Raw genomic sequence first — 14,453 nt, 5'->3', positions numbered from 1 at the left:
CATCACAAAGGAGATCTCATGTCTGAAATCTATGACATTACCATTATCGGTGGAGGCCCTGTAGGACTCTTTGCTGCCTTCTATGGCCATATGCGTCAAGTAAAAGTAAAATTGATTGATTCCCTTCCTCAACTAGGTGGTCAACCCGCTATTCTCTATCCTGAAAAACGAATCCTGGATGTCCCTGGTTTTACGAACCTGACTGGAGAAGAATTGTCCCAACGGTTGATCGATCAATTAGAAACATTCGAGTCTGACATTTGTCTGAACGAAACCGTTTTGGACATTCGTAAAAACGAGAATCACTTCCTCATTGAAACCAATAAAGACCAGCATTTCAGTCGTGCTGTTATTATTGCGATGGGTGGTGGTGCCTTTAAACCTCGTCCTTTAGAAGTGGATGGGGCTGAAGAATTCGAGAACGTTCACTACCATGTTTCAAATATCCAACAATATGCCGGCAAACAAGTTGCTATTCTAGGAGGAGGAGATTCAGCAGTCGATTGGGCTCTAGCCTTTGAAAAAATCGCACCGACAACTCTGGTCCATCGTCGTGATAATTTCCGCGCTCTCGAACACAGTGTTGAAGAATTGAAGGCTTCGTCCGTCTCTATTCAAACTCCTTATGTTCCTAGCCGTTTAATCGGAGAAAATGGCCGTGCTAGCCATCTGGAAATTAGCAAGGTTAAATCAGATGAAACCCAATTACTCCCCATCGATGAACTCTTTGTCAACTATGGCTTTAAATCATCCGTTGGGAAATTGAAAGAATGGGGCTTGGACCTCCAACGCCATAAGATCCTCGTGAACCGCAAACAAGAGACCAGCCGAGAAGGCATCTACGCTTGTGGCGACTGTTGCTTCTACGAAGGAAAAATCGATTTGATTGCTACTGGTCTGGGCGAGGCTCCGACTGCGGTAAATAATGCGATAAACTACATTTATCCAGATAAGAAAGTTCAACCAGTCCATTCGACTAGTTTGTAAGAAGAAACCTTTGAATCAACTGATTCAAAGGTTTTTTTTCTTATAGTTCATCTAGCTCGTCTGCTATCTTATTGATTTTTCGCAAGCGATGATTGACGCCACTTTTGGTTAAGGGAGTTTTCAGTGCATCCGCAATTTGCTGGATAGAATAGTCGGGATTCTGGATTCGAACATAGGCAACTTCCTGAAGCTCGACAGGAAGACCACCTAATCCGATGGTATCCATAATTTTGACGATATTGTTAATGGTCTTCATACTAGCTGTGACCGTCCGCGCAATATTGGCCATTTCAGCATTATTGGCTCGATTGAGATCATTGCGCGCTTCTCGCATGACCTTGACAGACTCAAATTCTTCCAAAGCCTGCTTGGCTTCTACCAAGATAAGGAAATCAATAATATCCTCTGCCCTCTGCAAATAGGTAACGACTCCTTTTTTGCGTTCGATGGTCTTGGCATCTAACAAAAAGTGTTGCATGAGGTTGGCCAAGTCCTGGGCATGGTCGGAATAAACAGAGCTAATCTCTAATTGATAGCGGCCAGACTCCGGATCCTTGATGGTCCCACTTGCTAAGAAAGCACCTCTCAGATAAGCTCGACTTGCTTCATCTTCTTCTAAAATTCTTGGGTCAATCCCTGTCTCAATACCAAAGAAAGAATCTGCTAAGTGCAGGTCTGCAAGAATCTCTTCGACTTTTTCATCAATAGAAACAGTATAGACGCGATTCTTTTTTAAATTGGTTTTTTGGTGGTGACGAATGTCCGATTTGACCTGATAAAACTCTACAATTAATTCATAGATATGGCGGGCAATCTTAGCATTCTCCGTTGTCAAAGACAAACTTAAGCCCCCCATACTCAATCCCAAACTACCTGACATCTTAATCAGAGCAGATAACTCACTTTTCTCAAAGCGATGAAGGGTCAAGAGCTCTTCTTTTACTTTAATGGTAAAACTCATTTAATCACCTGTACAATTTGCATCAACTCATCTACCACAGCTCCTCCATCATGGAAGGCGCCGCCGTTTTCCAAGCGAAGGAAATTGCTTGAAATAACTCGGGGAACCTGCAATTTTAAACCTGCAAAATCGTGTTCTACTTGAACCAGGTATTCATCAAAGCGATTCGTGTCCATATATTCTTGAGGGACTTTTTCAATATTGACTAAAACAGTATCAATAAACGGCTTCTTCAAGTGTTTATGAAGGACGGAAACATGGTCACTATCGGTAAAGTGTTCTGTCTCCCCACGTTGGGTCATGATATTGCAGACATAAGCAACCTCTGCTTTCGTCTCAAGCAAGGCCTGTCCAATTTCTTCAATCACTAGATTAGGAAGGATTGATGTAAAAAGAGAACCCGGTCCTAAAATCACCATATCACTTTCTAAAATCGCATCTACTACTTTTCGACTCGCTTTCGGTGTCTCATCATTATAGGTATTGGTGACATAGACATAATCAATCATTCCCTCATGATGGGCGATTTCACTCTCACCTGCGACCTCTGACCCATCCGTAAAGACGGCATGAAGGGTCAACGGTACATCGCTGGAAGGATAAATTTTTCCTGTCGTATGGAAAAATTTAGTCAGCAATTGCATGGCATTATAGGTCGAGCCCTGCATTTCAGAAATCCCGGCAATGATCAAATTCCCAAGAGGATGACCAGCTAGTGGCCCATCGTCTTCTGCAAAACGATATTGAAAGACTTTTTCATAAAAACGAGGCATGTCAGACATGGCTACTAGCACATTACGCAAGTCACCTGGTGGTGTCAATTGATGAATATTTTTTCGAAGTTCCCCAGAACTACCCCCATCATCCGCCACTGTCACAATAGCCGTAATTTCAACATCCTTTTTCCGAAGGCTATCCAAGATGACAGAAATCCCTGTACCGCCTCCGATGACGGTCATTTTTGGTTTTCTCATGAACGATTCACCGTTTCTTTCCGTCGGTCTTTGTCGCGATGACTCATATTAACCGTCCAATCTTTCTCTAGATCCCGTCCAAGACGAGCAGCAAAGGCTACTGAACGGTGTTGACCACCTGTACAGCCCACTGCAATTGTCAAAACGGATTTTCCTTCTCGTTTATATGCAGGCAAGATGGGAGCAATCAAATCGTAAAGATGACGATAAAACTCCTCTGATTCTTTGTGATTCATGACATAGTTATAGACATCATCATCTAGCCCCGTTTGATTCCGTAGCTCTGGTTGGTAATAAGGATTCGGTAGGAAACGAACATCAAAGACCAAGTCTGCATCTAAAGGCAAACCATACTTAAAGCCAAAGGACATGACTTCAATCCGAAACTCAGGCTGACTATCTTGTCTGGAGAATTGTTCAGCAATCACTTTACGAAGATTACGAGGCGTTAGTTCCGTCGTATCAATGACATTTTGACTCATGTTTTTAAGTGGAGCCAAAAGTTCCCGTTCCAATGTAATCCCATCCAAGACACGCCCATCAGCAGCCAGTGGATGGCTACGACGAGTCTCTTTGTAGCGAGCAACCAATTCACTATCGGTCGCATCCAAAAAGAGAATTTTAAAATCAATCCCTTCGTGGTTCTCTAATTCGTCTAAAATGGAGCGAATTTCTGCAAAGAAAGACCGACTACGCATATCCACGACGAGAGCCAACTTGTTATTGTCCATCGAAAGTTGAATCAGCTCAATGAACTTCGGCAAGAGAGCTGGTGGCATATTGTCGATGGTGAAATAGCCCATATCTTCAAAGGATTGAATGGCTACGGTCTTTCCTGCACCACTCATTCCTGTTACAATGACCAGTTGAATGGTCTTTTCTGTATCTGTCATCCTAATCACCTTTTCCTTACAAAAAAGGAGGAGGGCATCATCTTTCCAGTTGGTCAGTCGATGGCTCTCACTCCAACATTCTTTTTACCCGAATGCATTCCTCTATTCAGACTAAACTTCTGCAATGACTTCAATTTCGATTTTGACATCGCGTGGCAAGCGAGCCACTTCTACTGCAGAACGTGCTGGAAATTCACTTGAAAAAGCTGTTTTGTATACCTCGTTAAAAGGTACAAAATCATTCATATCACTTAAGAAACAAGTTGTTTTCACTACGTGATCAAAGTCCGTTCCAGCTTCTTCAAGGATAGCAGAAATATTCTTCAAGACTTGTTGGGTTTGTTCTTGGATGGTTTCTCCAACAATTTCACCAGTTTCTGGTGAAAGAGGTACTTGCCCACTTGCAAATAAAAGATTGCCTACAATTTTTCCTTGAACATAAGGTCCAATTGCTGCCGGTGCTTTGTCTGTGTGAATTGTTTTTGCCATTTTCTTCTCCTGATTCCTAATTTTCACTGGATGCTGCTAATTTTTCCCGTTCTAAGCGTAACTTACGTTTGGGATTCAGCTTATTAAAGAGTTCTTCCAATTTTTCTGCATTCCAAACGTCTGCAGCAGAGACAAAATTTCCGTCTTTATCACGAAAGGATATAGGTTTATCTCCCATCTTCTTCTCCTCTTTAGCTCTAACTAGTCAACAAATTCAAATTCAAATTTACCGATCCGAACGATATCTCCGTCTTTGGCACCACGCGCACGAAGGGCTTCATCGACACCCATTCCGCGCAATTGACGCGCAAACTTCATGACAGACTCGTCGCGATCAAAATTGGTCATATTGAAGAGCTTCTCTAGCTTATCACCGGACAAGATCCAAGAAGCATCATCATCACGATTAATCTTGAAGGCTGGTTGGTCCTCATCAAAGCCGTAGTAGACTTCTTCTTGCGCCATATCTTCTTCTGTATAGAGCAAGAATTCTGGTGTTTTGTCTAACAAGTCTGCTGTTGCTTCTAACAAGTTGTCCAAACCTTGATGCGCTAAACTAGAGATTGGGAAGATTTGTGGCAGTTCATCAAACTCGTCGTAGTTGGCCGCCAATTTTTTCTTGAACTCTTTCAAATTTTCCTGGCTCTCTGGCATATCCATCTTATTCGCCACGATAATCTGAGGACGTTCCATCAAGCGAAGATTATATGTTTCAAGCTCTTTGTTGATTTGAATGTAATCTTCATAAGGATCTCGTCCTTCACTGGCTGACATATCGATGATATGCAAGATAACACGGGTGCGCTCGATGTGACGAAGGAACTGGGTTCCTAACCCGACCCCTTGGCTAGCTCCTTCGATCAATCCAGGAAGGTCTGCGACTGCAAAGGATTCACCTGACGGCGTCCGAACCATCCCCAAGTTTGGAACGATAGTTGTAAAATGATAGGCTCCGATTTTTGGTTTGGCAGATGTAATCACACTGAGAAGAGTTGATTTTCCTACTGATGGGAAGCCAACCAAGCCAACGTCTGCCAAGACTTTGAGTTCTAATTCGAGTTCGCGTTCCTGACCAGGTTCCCCATTTTCTGAAATCTCAGGTGCTGGATTTTTAGGAGTGGCAAAACGGATATTTCCGCGTCCTCCACGTCCACCATGGGCAACAATGTACTCTTGCCCATTTTCAACCAAGTCGGTAATGACCTTGCCTGTCTCAGCATCTCGGACAGTCGTTCCTTGGGGAACTCGTACATAGAGATCTTCTGCTCCCCGTCCGTGCATTCCTTTGGTCATTCCCTTTTCCCCATTTTGGGCTTTGAAATGCCGGTTATAGCGGAAGTCCATCAGCGTGCGCAAACCTTCGTCTACAACGAAGATGACATTGCCTCCTCGTCCACCATCACCACCCCAAGGGCCGCCATTGGGAACATACTTTTCACGGCGAAAGGCCACCATGCCATCGCCGCCATTTCCAGCCTTGACCTTAATCTTGGCTGTATCTAAAAACATACTCATAGTTTATCGTTTTCCTTTTATAACCAAGTGTTGCTTGGTAGTCCCTTAGTAGGATAGTGCACCCAAAGCTGCAGCAAAGATTGCTCCAACCGTTACAATCAACATAATTACAATGACCACCATGGTCAATTTTTCAAAGAAAGTTTTTTTGCGTTTTCCGTTGTCTCCAAAAGCCACGTTTTTTACCTCAATTACAATAAATTCATTAGCCCTATTTTACCACGAATAAGGGCATTTTTCAAACATCCACCTCTATACGAAAGAGGACTATTGGATGAAATATTTTTTTAAACATCCACACTTGTTCAAATCCCTTTTCATCTAACTAACAAAAAAGACTGGAAAATTCCAGCCTTTTAAAAACGATGATATTAAAGTTATTTCTTTAGGATAAGCCAAGATCAGGGTGTTTCCTGCTTGAATGGCTTGAACAAAAGTAATTGAAAAGAGAACTGTTGTCATGAGGGCTATGGGCCTCATCATTCAACGTATTTTTTCAGCCAACCTTTCAAACTCTATTTTAGAAAGTTTACTTATATTATTTAAACTTCAAGACCAATTTCATCTTTGACTACTGTAGCAATTGTATCCACATAGTAATCCACTTCTTCATCAGTCGGAGCTTCTGCCATGACACGAAGAAGAGGTTCGGTACCACTTGGACGCACTAAGATGCGACCATTTCCAGCCATTTCAGCTTCCATCTTTTCAATAATCGCACGAATAGCAGGGACTTCCATAGCCTTGTCTTTCATGCTATTTTCAACACGGATATTGACCAATTTTTGAGGATAGATGGTAACTTCCGATGCAAGGTCTGATAATGTACGACCAGTTTCTTGCATAATCTTGGTCAATTGAACAGCACTCATCTGACCATCTCCAGTGGTATTGTAGTCCATGACAATCACGTGACCAGACTGTTCACCACCTAGATTGTAACCAGACTTCCGCATCTCTTCAACTACATAGCGGTCTCCGACAGCAGTCACAACCTTGTTAATACCCTTGGCATCCAAAGCCTTATGGAAGCCAAGATTGGACATAACGGTCGTTACGATGGTGTTATCTTTTAAGAGCCCCTTCTCAGAAAGGTAGGTCCCAATGATGTACATGATTTTATCACCATCAACTAGGTCCCCATTTTCATCTACTGCAATCAAACGGTCACTATCACCATCAAAAGCCAAACCAATAGCCGCACCAGATTCTCGGACAGCCTCCTGCAAAGCCTCAGGATGGGTCGAACCCACTTGGTCATTGATATTGAGACCATTTGGGCTTTCTCCAATAACTGTCAAACGTGCTCCTAGGTCAGCAAAGACTTGACGGGCGCTTGTAGATGCAGAACCATTCGCAGCATCTAGAGCCACGTGCATTCCTTCAAGCTGGGTTCCAGTTGAAACTAAGTATTCTTGATACTTACGAAGTCCTTCAGGATAATCCATCACAGTGCCAAGACCTTCTGCACTAGGACGAGGAAGAGTATCCGCCTCCGCATCCAATAAGGCTTCAATCTCTAATTCACGGTCATCATCCAGTTTATAGCCATCATTCCCGAAGAATTTAATCCCGTTGTCTAGAGCTGGATTGTGGCTGGCAGAAATCATGACCCCAGCACTTGCCCCTTCAGAACGAACCAAATAAGCTACACCTGGTGTCGCAATCACACCGAGTTTGTATACTTTAATCCCTACAGATAAGAGACCCGCAACAAGCGCACTTTCCAACATTTCACCAGAAATACGAGTGTCTCGTCCTACGAAAACAAGTGGCGTTTCTTTTTCATGTTGACTGAGGACATACCCTCCGTATCGACCGAGCTTAAAGGCCAACTCTGGTGTCAATTCGACGTTTGCTTCTCCACGGACTCCGTCCGTTCCAAAATATTTACCCATTATGATATTCCTTTCGATGAATCTATATTAATTGCTATTATGTGATGAAGAACTGGTCGATGAAGAGCTGGAACTTGTTTGTTTCAGCTCAACCTTCATGTAGAGTTCTGATGGAGAGATAATGACTGGTAAATCATTCCCTTCACTATCTACTGCCTTCATTGATACGGTTGCAGTGTAGGTATTGTTCAAGAGATCTCCTTCAGGGAAGATGGCTTCCACATGATCAATTTTAGCTAAAGTATCTTGGTCACTTGTCACAGATACTTCATCTTCAGAGAAAGTAACATGTGAGAGACTCCACCCTGGAGCAATCTGTTTATCAGGTATAGTGACGGAAACATCAAACTTTTTCGTCATCTTCTTACCAATTTTTGCAGTTACCCTCTGAGGCTCGATGGTTGCTGTTAAACCAGAAGGTAAGCCTTCAATATTTAATGTGATTTCATGCTGGCCTTCTTTCAGATCACTTAAATCAGCAACCACTTTAAATTTACGAGTACTAGCCTGCATCTCTGATGCTAAGGCAACACGGTTAGATCCTTTCAGAAAGACTGTCACTTCTGAACTAATCCCACTGACAAAATATTTACTATCGTTGTATTTTACATCAATCGGAATATTGGTAAGAGTATTGGTGTAAGTTTCAGAACTCACTTGACGGGCACTACTGTTATTCTGGAAATTAACAGAGGTTGCATTGATGAATAAGAGACTTGAGAAAAAGACGGAGGTCACGATATAGACAATTTTTCTTTTTGGAATCATTTGATACGTCCTCCAAAAATTCTTGATTTCAAATCTTTTTTTCCTTGATCTTCTGGAATAATGAAAGAACGCAACTCTTGTTCGAATTCTTCGATACTGAGGTCGTGTCTAAAACTTCCATTTCTCGTTATAGAGATACCACCTGTTTCTTCCGAAATAACAAAGGTGAAGGCATCACTTACCTCGGATAAGCCGATGGCTGCCCGGTGCCGTGTACCGAACTCTTTTGAAATCCCAGTACTTTCTGTTAAGGGGAGATAGGCACAAGATACAGCAATTTTATCATTGGTGACAATCACTGCCCCATCGTGAAGCGGGGTGTTGGGGATAAAAATATTAATCAGAAGTTCACCCGAAACATCTGCATCAAGGGGAATACCAGTAGAAATATATTCTTGAAGGGTTCTACTTCCTTGAATCGCAACCAAGGCACCAATCTTCCGAGGGCTCATATAAGCAACCGCTTTTACATAAGATTGAACCAATTTTTCTTCAGTACTAATTTGATTGGTTGAGAAAAATTCAGTGGCTCGACCTAATCGTTCTAATCCCGTCCGAATTTCCGGAGAGAAAATCACTACCGCAGCAATGACCCCGTATGTGATGATTTGGTTAATCAACCAAGAAATGGTCGTCAAGCCAATCATATTGGCAACTAACTCAAATAAGAAAAAGGTCAAAACACCACGCACCAAAATCATAATTTTAGTGCCGACAATGGCTTTGATAAAATAATACAGTAACCAAGCCACTAGGGCAATGTCAATAAGGTTGACAACCACACTCCAGGGAGTGGGAAATAAACTAGCCCAATACTGGGGATTTGACAGTTGTTGGATGTTCACAATCTCATACCTACCACTTCTCTTCTAGGCTTTTCGCGCGACTAACCATTGTAGATACTTACTGGCAACAGCAGAGCTTCTAGAAAATGGATAGCGCGTTCAAACCACTCCACATCATTATATCATGTTTCAACAGATTTTTCTGTAACCTTCTGTTGCTTTTTGTGATAAAATATGAATTATGAAGATTAAGACTAGTATGGGGCTTATCGCCGGAAAAATGAGCAGTCACCTCTTGCGTATGCTTGGACGTGGCTCTACCCTTCCCGGAAAAATCGCCCTTCAAATTGATAAAGACATTTTACAACATCTGGGCCAGAACTACGAAATTGTGGTTATCACTGGTACGAATGGGAAAACACTAACAACAGCTCTCACTGTTGGGATTCTTCAGGAGGCTTTCGGACCTATCGTGACCAATCCTAGTGGTGCCAATATGATTTCAGGGATTACGACTACTTTCTTGAACGCAAAAGGTTCTTCTGGTCGTCCGATCGCTGTTCTTGAAATTGATGAAGCCAGTCTGTCTCGGATTTGTGACTACATCACACCGACCTTGTTTGTGATCACCAATATCTTCCGCGATCAAATGGACCGCTACGGAGAAATCTACACAACTTATCGGATGATTTTAGATGGGATTAAAAAAGCGCCTCAAGCAACTGTTTTGATGAATGGGGATAGTCCTCTTTTCCATACCCTTCCCCTACCAAATCCCATTCAATATTTTGGCTTTGAGACGGAAAAAACTGCTCCACAGCTAGCTCATTACAATACAGAAGGTATCGTCTGCCCAGAATGTCATAGAATCTTGACCTACCACTTGAATACCTATGCGAATCTGGGAGATTACATTTGTGAAAGCTGTGGCTTCCACCGTCCTCCTTTAACAGTCGCTGTCGATGAATTGACCGAGCTGACCAATACTTCTTCTCACTTTAAGATCAACGGTACAAACTACCACATCAATATCGGGGGCCTATACAATATTTACAACGCCCTTGCTGCAGTTGCGGTGGCCCATTATTTTGATGTAAGCCCAGACGTCATTAAGCGTGGTTTCGATAAGAGTAAGGCTGTCTTTGGTCGTCAGGAAACCTTTAAGATTGGGGATAAAGAATGTACCCTAATCCTGATCAAAAACCCGGTTGGAGCTACTCAGGCTATTGAAATGATCAAACTAGCGCCGTATCCCTTCAGTTTGTCCGTTCTTCTCAACGCCAACTATGCAGATGGGATTGATACCAGCTGGATCTGGGATGCCGACTTTGAGCAAATCACCCAGATGGACATTCCAGAAATCAACGCCGGTGGGGTACGCCACTCAGAAATTGCTCGACGACTTCGGGTTACAGGCTATCCGGCTGACCAGATTACTGAAAATGCAAAATTAGAGGATGTCTTTACCCAGATTAAAGGACAGGCTACTCCTCACGCCTATATTTTAGTCACCTATACGGCCATGCTAGAATTCCGTGAATTGCTAGCTCAAGAACACCTGATTGAAAAGGAGATGAATTAATGACGTATACTTCACTACAATCCCCTGATCAGGAAAACTACCAATATGAATTGAGAATTGCCCATCTTTATGGGAATCTGATGAATACTTATGGGGACAATGGAAATATCCTCATGCTCAAGTACGTTGCGGAGAAACTTGGTGCTCATGTCACTGTTGACATCGTTTCGCTCAAAGACCGCTTTGATCCAGACACCTACGATATTGCCTTTTTCGGTGGAGGCCAAGACTACGAACAGACCATTGTATCAGAAGATCTACCAGATAAAAAAGAAGACATCGAACGCTTCATTCATAACGATGGGGTGGTCCTTGCTATCTGTGGTGGATTTCAGCTTCTAGGCCAGTACTATATTGAAGCTTCTGGTAAACGCATTGAGGGACTTGGTATTATGGGGCACTATACCCTCAACCAAGTCAACAATCGCTATATTGGAGACATCAAGATCCATAATGAAGAGTTCAATGAAACCTACTATGGTTTTGAGAACCACCAAGGTCGGACCTTCTTGGCAGAGGATGAAAAACCGCTGGGCAAGGTCGTCTACGGAAATGGGAACAATAAAGAAGATGGTTGCGAAGGCGTTCATTACAAAAACGTCTTTGGTAGCTACTTCCACGGCCCTATCTTGTCTCGCAACGCCAATTTGGCCTATCGCTTGGTGACAACAGCTCTAAAGAAAAAATATGGACAAGACATCGTCTTAGCGACTTACAATGATATCTTAAGCCTTGAAAAAGCAGAAGAATACGCTGATGTGAAAAGCAAAGCTGAAATAGAAGAATAGGGAGACAAAATGAATAAACGAAAACTACAATATGTTGCACTACTGATTGCAGTCTTGCTTATTGCGATTATTTCCTTGGCCAATATGCAAACGGTGACTGTAAACTTTTTGCTGGTCCAATTTAAACTCCCGCTCATCATTTTGATTCTGGTTTGTGTCCTTCTTGGTTCGCTGGTGACTTTCTTAGTCAGCCTTCCAAAAAATTTCTCATTAAAACATGAGTTAAAAACTGCGAAAAAACAACTAGGACAAAAGATGTCAGGTGATAAAGAAGAAAAAATCAAACAAATCGAAAACTAAAAAGCACCAATCGGTGCTTTTTTCATGTTGTTCTAATGATTTTTTGCTTGTAGGTGCTTGGCGACTACTTGAGCTAAGAGTGAAAAGAGAATAACGCCAGCTCCAATCAGGAGAAAGGATTCTACTCGGACACTTGGTAACCAGGTCATCAAGCCTTTAGCCACAGGCATAAAGAGAATGGCCAAGGTAAAAATGGTGCTTAAGACACGGCCCAGGTAGTCTCCTTCTACCTTAGTTTGAACCTGAGTAAAAAAGTGGATATTAAAAATTGTCATAAAGAGTTCACAGACTAAATTTCCCGAAAAGGAAAGAAAAGGCGGAAGGGGCAAGCCCATCATGAAGACTCCCACTCCTGTTAAAATCAATAAAAAGAGAAGCATCTCCATGCTTGATTTAAATTTATTGGCGATCAAGGCTCCGATGATAGAGCCGATAGCGCCCAAGGTTAAGATGGTCGTATAGGCTCCTTTGACCCCATAAAGGCGATTGGAAAAAGGAAGTAAAAATTCAAAGGCTGCAAAAAAGAAATTGACACTGGAAGCCACCAAGAGGAGGAAGAAAATCTCTTTTTGATGCCAGATATAGTCTAGTCCATCTTTCATATCCAAAAAAATATCTTTTCCCGTAAATTTTTTCTTTTCCTGAACCTTGGCTTCTTCTTTCGGAAGGAATGCTACTAGGACAAAGGCGATGAAAAAAGTTAGCGCATCCAGTAAGAGAGTCGCATGGAGACTGGCAAATTGTAAAACAAGGAAAGAGAATACAGGTGAACAGACACTAACAACCTGTAAGACCAACTCCAAGTGGGCATTATAGGTCACAATCTCGTCCTTCTCTACAACTTCTGTGATAATAGCTTTATTAGCAGTACGAGAAAATACAAAGGCAATGGCCTGGACAATATTGGCAACAATCAGGGCTGCAATCATCCAACGATTATTCCTGATTAAGGAAATGCCCAAACAAAGGAGACCACAAACCAAGTCGGTCGTCATCAAAATCTTGCGACGGGAAAAACGGTCTGAGATCACGCCACCAAATGGATTGACTAGAATGGAGGTGACGAGTTCAGAGATCTGATAGATCCCCAACACTGTCTTTCCTACCGTCCCCATCGAGGCCAGCCAAACACTGTTCCCATAATCATAGAGCATATTTCCCATTCGATTGATCGCCCCACGAGCAATCAGCTGGATAGCATGTCGATTCATAAAAAACCTCCTTCATTTTCTGAAACTATTGTATCAGTTCATGAAAGAGGTTTTCATTTTGTCCCTTATTTGGGAAAAATAATGGTTTACAAATTTATCAAAGGATCCCTACTGTTCTTTTGATGGAAGCTGCTTAGCTACTAGCTGAGCCAAGAGTGAAAAGAGAATAACTCCAGCTCCAATCAAGAGAAATGATTCCATGCGGACACTTGGCAACCAAGTCATCAACCCTTTGGCGATGGGCATAAAGAGAACAGCCAAGGTATAAATTGTGCTCAATACTCTACCTAGATAATCATCTTCCACCTTGGTTTGTACTTGGGTAAAAACGTGGATGTCGAAAATGGTCACAAAAAATTCACAGACCAAATTTCCTGAAAAGGAAAGATAAGGCGGAAGAGGCAAGCCCATTATGAACACTCCAACCCCTGCCATGATCAGTAAAAACAGGAGAATTTTCATACTTGATTTCATTTTATTGGCAACAAGTGCTCCTAGAATAGATCCAATAGCTCCCAGCGTTAAAATGGTCGCATAAGCTCCTTTAACCCCGTATAGATGATTCGAGAAGGGAAGTAAAAACTCAAAAGCTGCAAAAAAGAAATTGACGCTAGAAGCCACCAACAAGAGAAAGAAAATCTCTTTCTGATGCCAGATATAGTCTAACCCATCCTTGATATCAGAAAAAATATCTTTCCCGGTAAACTGTTTCCTCTCTTGCACCTTAGCTTCTTCTTTCGGAAGGAAAGCCACTAGGAAAAAGGCAATGAAAAAGGTCAGCGCATCTAATAAGAGGGTCATATGAAGACTGGCAAATTGTAGAACTAGGAAAGAAAAAACAGGTGAACAGACACTAACAACCTGTAAGACTAACTCCAAGTGAGCGTTATAGGTCACAATCTCTTCTTTCTCTACTACCTCGTTAATAATGGCTTTATTGGCAGGTCGAGAAAAACCAAAGGCAACGGCCTGAACAATATTGGCAAAAATAAGGGCCGCAATCATTAAGCTATCATTTGTGATAAAAGAAATCGCCAAACAAAGTAGTCCACAAACCAAGTCGGTCGTCATCAAAATCTTGCGACGAGAAAAACGGTCTGAAATCACTCCTCCAAAAGGATTCACGAGAATCCCTGTCACTAACTCAGAAATCTGATAGATCCCTAATACCGTCTTTCCTATAGTCCCCATCGAGGCCAGCCAGACACTATTCCCATAATCATAGAGCATATTTCCAATTTTGTTAATAGCTCCACGACTAATTAATTGGACCGCATGTCGGTTCATAAAATCTCCTTTATC

Annotated in this window: 16 protein-coding genes; 4 read left to right on the top strand and 12 right to left on the bottom strand. The window is 42.2% G+C overall.

Annotation, left to right across the window (positions count from 1 at the left end):
• Positions 1-18 precede the first annotated feature (18 nt).
• Positions 19-987: an NAD(P)/FAD-dependent oxidoreductase gene (locus L0M85_RS01085; protein WP_238656185.1), complete on the top strand. Its 969-nt coding sequence runs from the start codon at positions 19-21 to the stop codon at positions 985-987.
• A 40-nt stretch (positions 988-1,027) separates the two neighbouring features.
• Here the strand turns inward: L0M85_RS01085 and whiA are convergent, their stop codons facing one another.
• The 10 genes from whiA to cdaA form a co-directional block, all read right to left on the bottom strand.
• The gene (gene whiA / locus L0M85_RS01080) at positions 1,028-1,948 is read right to left on the bottom strand and encodes a DNA-binding protein WhiA (protein ID WP_048689373.1); all 921 of its coding nucleotides are present in this window, start codon (positions 1,946-1,948) and stop codon (positions 1,028-1,030) included.
• On the bottom strand, positions 1,945-2,922 hold the full coding sequence (locus tag L0M85_RS01075) for a YvcK family protein (protein WP_238656183.1): 978 nt from the start codon (positions 2,920-2,922) through the stop codon (positions 1,945-1,947). The genes whiA and L0M85_RS01075 overlap by 4 nt, the downstream gene beginning before the upstream one ends.
• Positions 2,919-3,815, bottom strand: a complete 897-nt coding sequence (rapZ, locus tag L0M85_RS01070; protein WP_126404035.1) for an RNase adapter RapZ — start codon at positions 3,813-3,815, stop codon at positions 2,919-2,921. The genes L0M85_RS01075 and rapZ overlap by 4 nt, the downstream gene beginning before the upstream one ends.
• 111 nt (positions 3,816-3,926) lie before the next feature.
• Positions 3,927-4,304: a RidA family protein gene (locus L0M85_RS01065; protein WP_023022773.1), complete on the bottom strand. Its 378-nt coding sequence runs from the start codon at positions 4,302-4,304 to the stop codon at positions 3,927-3,929.
• Positions 4,305-4,320: 16 nt separating this feature from the next.
• Entirely contained in the window at positions 4,321-4,482 is a 162-nt protein-coding gene (locus L0M85_RS01060) for a hypothetical protein (RefSeq protein WP_006596601.1), read from the bottom strand.
• Between the two features lie 23 nt (positions 4,483-4,505).
• Positions 4,506-5,819: a GTPase ObgE gene (gene obgE, locus L0M85_RS01055; protein WP_048689356.1), complete on the bottom strand. Its 1,314-nt coding sequence runs from the start codon at positions 5,817-5,819 to the stop codon at positions 4,506-4,508.
• Between the two features lie 45 nt (positions 5,820-5,864).
• Positions 5,865-5,996 carry a DUF4044 domain-containing protein gene (locus L0M85_RS01050; protein ID WP_065426872.1) on the bottom strand — a complete coding sequence of 44 codons (132 nt, stop codon included), beginning with the start codon at positions 5,994-5,996 and terminating at the stop codon, positions 5,865-5,867.
• 365 nt (positions 5,997-6,361) lie between these two features.
• Positions 6,362-7,717, bottom strand: a complete 1,356-nt coding sequence (glmM, locus tag L0M85_RS01045) for a phosphoglucosamine mutase (protein WP_238656181.1) — start codon at positions 7,715-7,717, stop codon at positions 6,362-6,364.
• Positions 7,718-7,744: 27 nt separating this feature from the next.
• Complete coding sequence (locus L0M85_RS01040) at positions 7,745-8,485, bottom strand: CdaR family protein (protein ID WP_048689349.1); 741 nt, start codon at positions 8,483-8,485, stop codon at positions 7,745-7,747.
• Positions 8,482-9,330, bottom strand: a complete 849-nt coding sequence (cdaA, locus tag L0M85_RS01035; RefSeq protein ID WP_048689347.1) for a diadenylate cyclase CdaA — start codon at positions 9,328-9,330, stop codon at positions 8,482-8,484. The genes L0M85_RS01040 and cdaA overlap by 4 nt, the downstream gene beginning before the upstream one ends.
• A 181-nt stretch (positions 9,331-9,511) precedes the next feature.
• Here cdaA and murT point away from each other — a divergent pair, with 181 nt between their 5' ends.
• From murT to L0M85_RS01020, 3 genes are read left to right on the top strand one after another with little or no spacing between them, the layout of a single operon-like run.
• Entirely contained in the window at positions 9,512-10,852 is a 1,341-nt protein-coding gene (gene murT / locus L0M85_RS01030) for a lipid II isoglutaminyl synthase subunit MurT (protein ID WP_238656179.1), read from the top strand.
• A complete protein-coding gene (gene gatD, locus L0M85_RS01025) occupies positions 10,852-11,640 on the top strand; it encodes a lipid II isoglutaminyl synthase subunit GatD (protein ID WP_048789661.1) in 789 nt (262 codons plus the stop codon). Before murT ends, gatD begins: the two co-directional genes overlap by 1 nt.
• A 9-nt stretch (positions 11,641-11,649) precedes the next feature.
• Positions 11,650-11,940 (top strand): LapA family protein, encoded by a 291-nt coding sequence (locus tag L0M85_RS01020; RefSeq protein ID WP_048689338.1) that lies wholly within the window; start codon positions 11,650-11,652, stop codon positions 11,938-11,940.
• Positions 11,941-11,972: 32 nt separating this feature from the next.
• Here the strand turns inward: L0M85_RS01020 and L0M85_RS01015 are convergent, their stop codons facing one another.
• Together L0M85_RS01015 and L0M85_RS01010 are read right to left on the bottom strand one after the other, a co-directional pair.
• Complete coding sequence (locus L0M85_RS01015) at positions 11,973-13,151, bottom strand: MFS transporter (RefSeq protein WP_238656177.1); 1,179 nt, start codon at positions 13,149-13,151, stop codon at positions 11,973-11,975.
• 108 nt (positions 13,152-13,259) lie between these two features.
• Positions 13,260-14,438 (bottom strand): MFS transporter, encoded by a 1,179-nt coding sequence (locus tag L0M85_RS01010; protein WP_238656175.1) that lies wholly within the window; start codon positions 14,436-14,438, stop codon positions 13,260-13,262.
• Positions 14,439-14,453: the final 15 nt, after the last annotated feature.

This window comes from Streptococcus sp. DFI.7.26, assembly GCF_022240605.1.
Lineage (GTDB): Bacteria > Bacillota > Bacilli > Lactobacillales > Streptococcaceae > Streptococcus > Streptococcus xiaochunlingii.
Note: the sequence above shows the minus strand (reverse complement) of the source record. Positions and strands in the feature narration are given on the sequence as shown.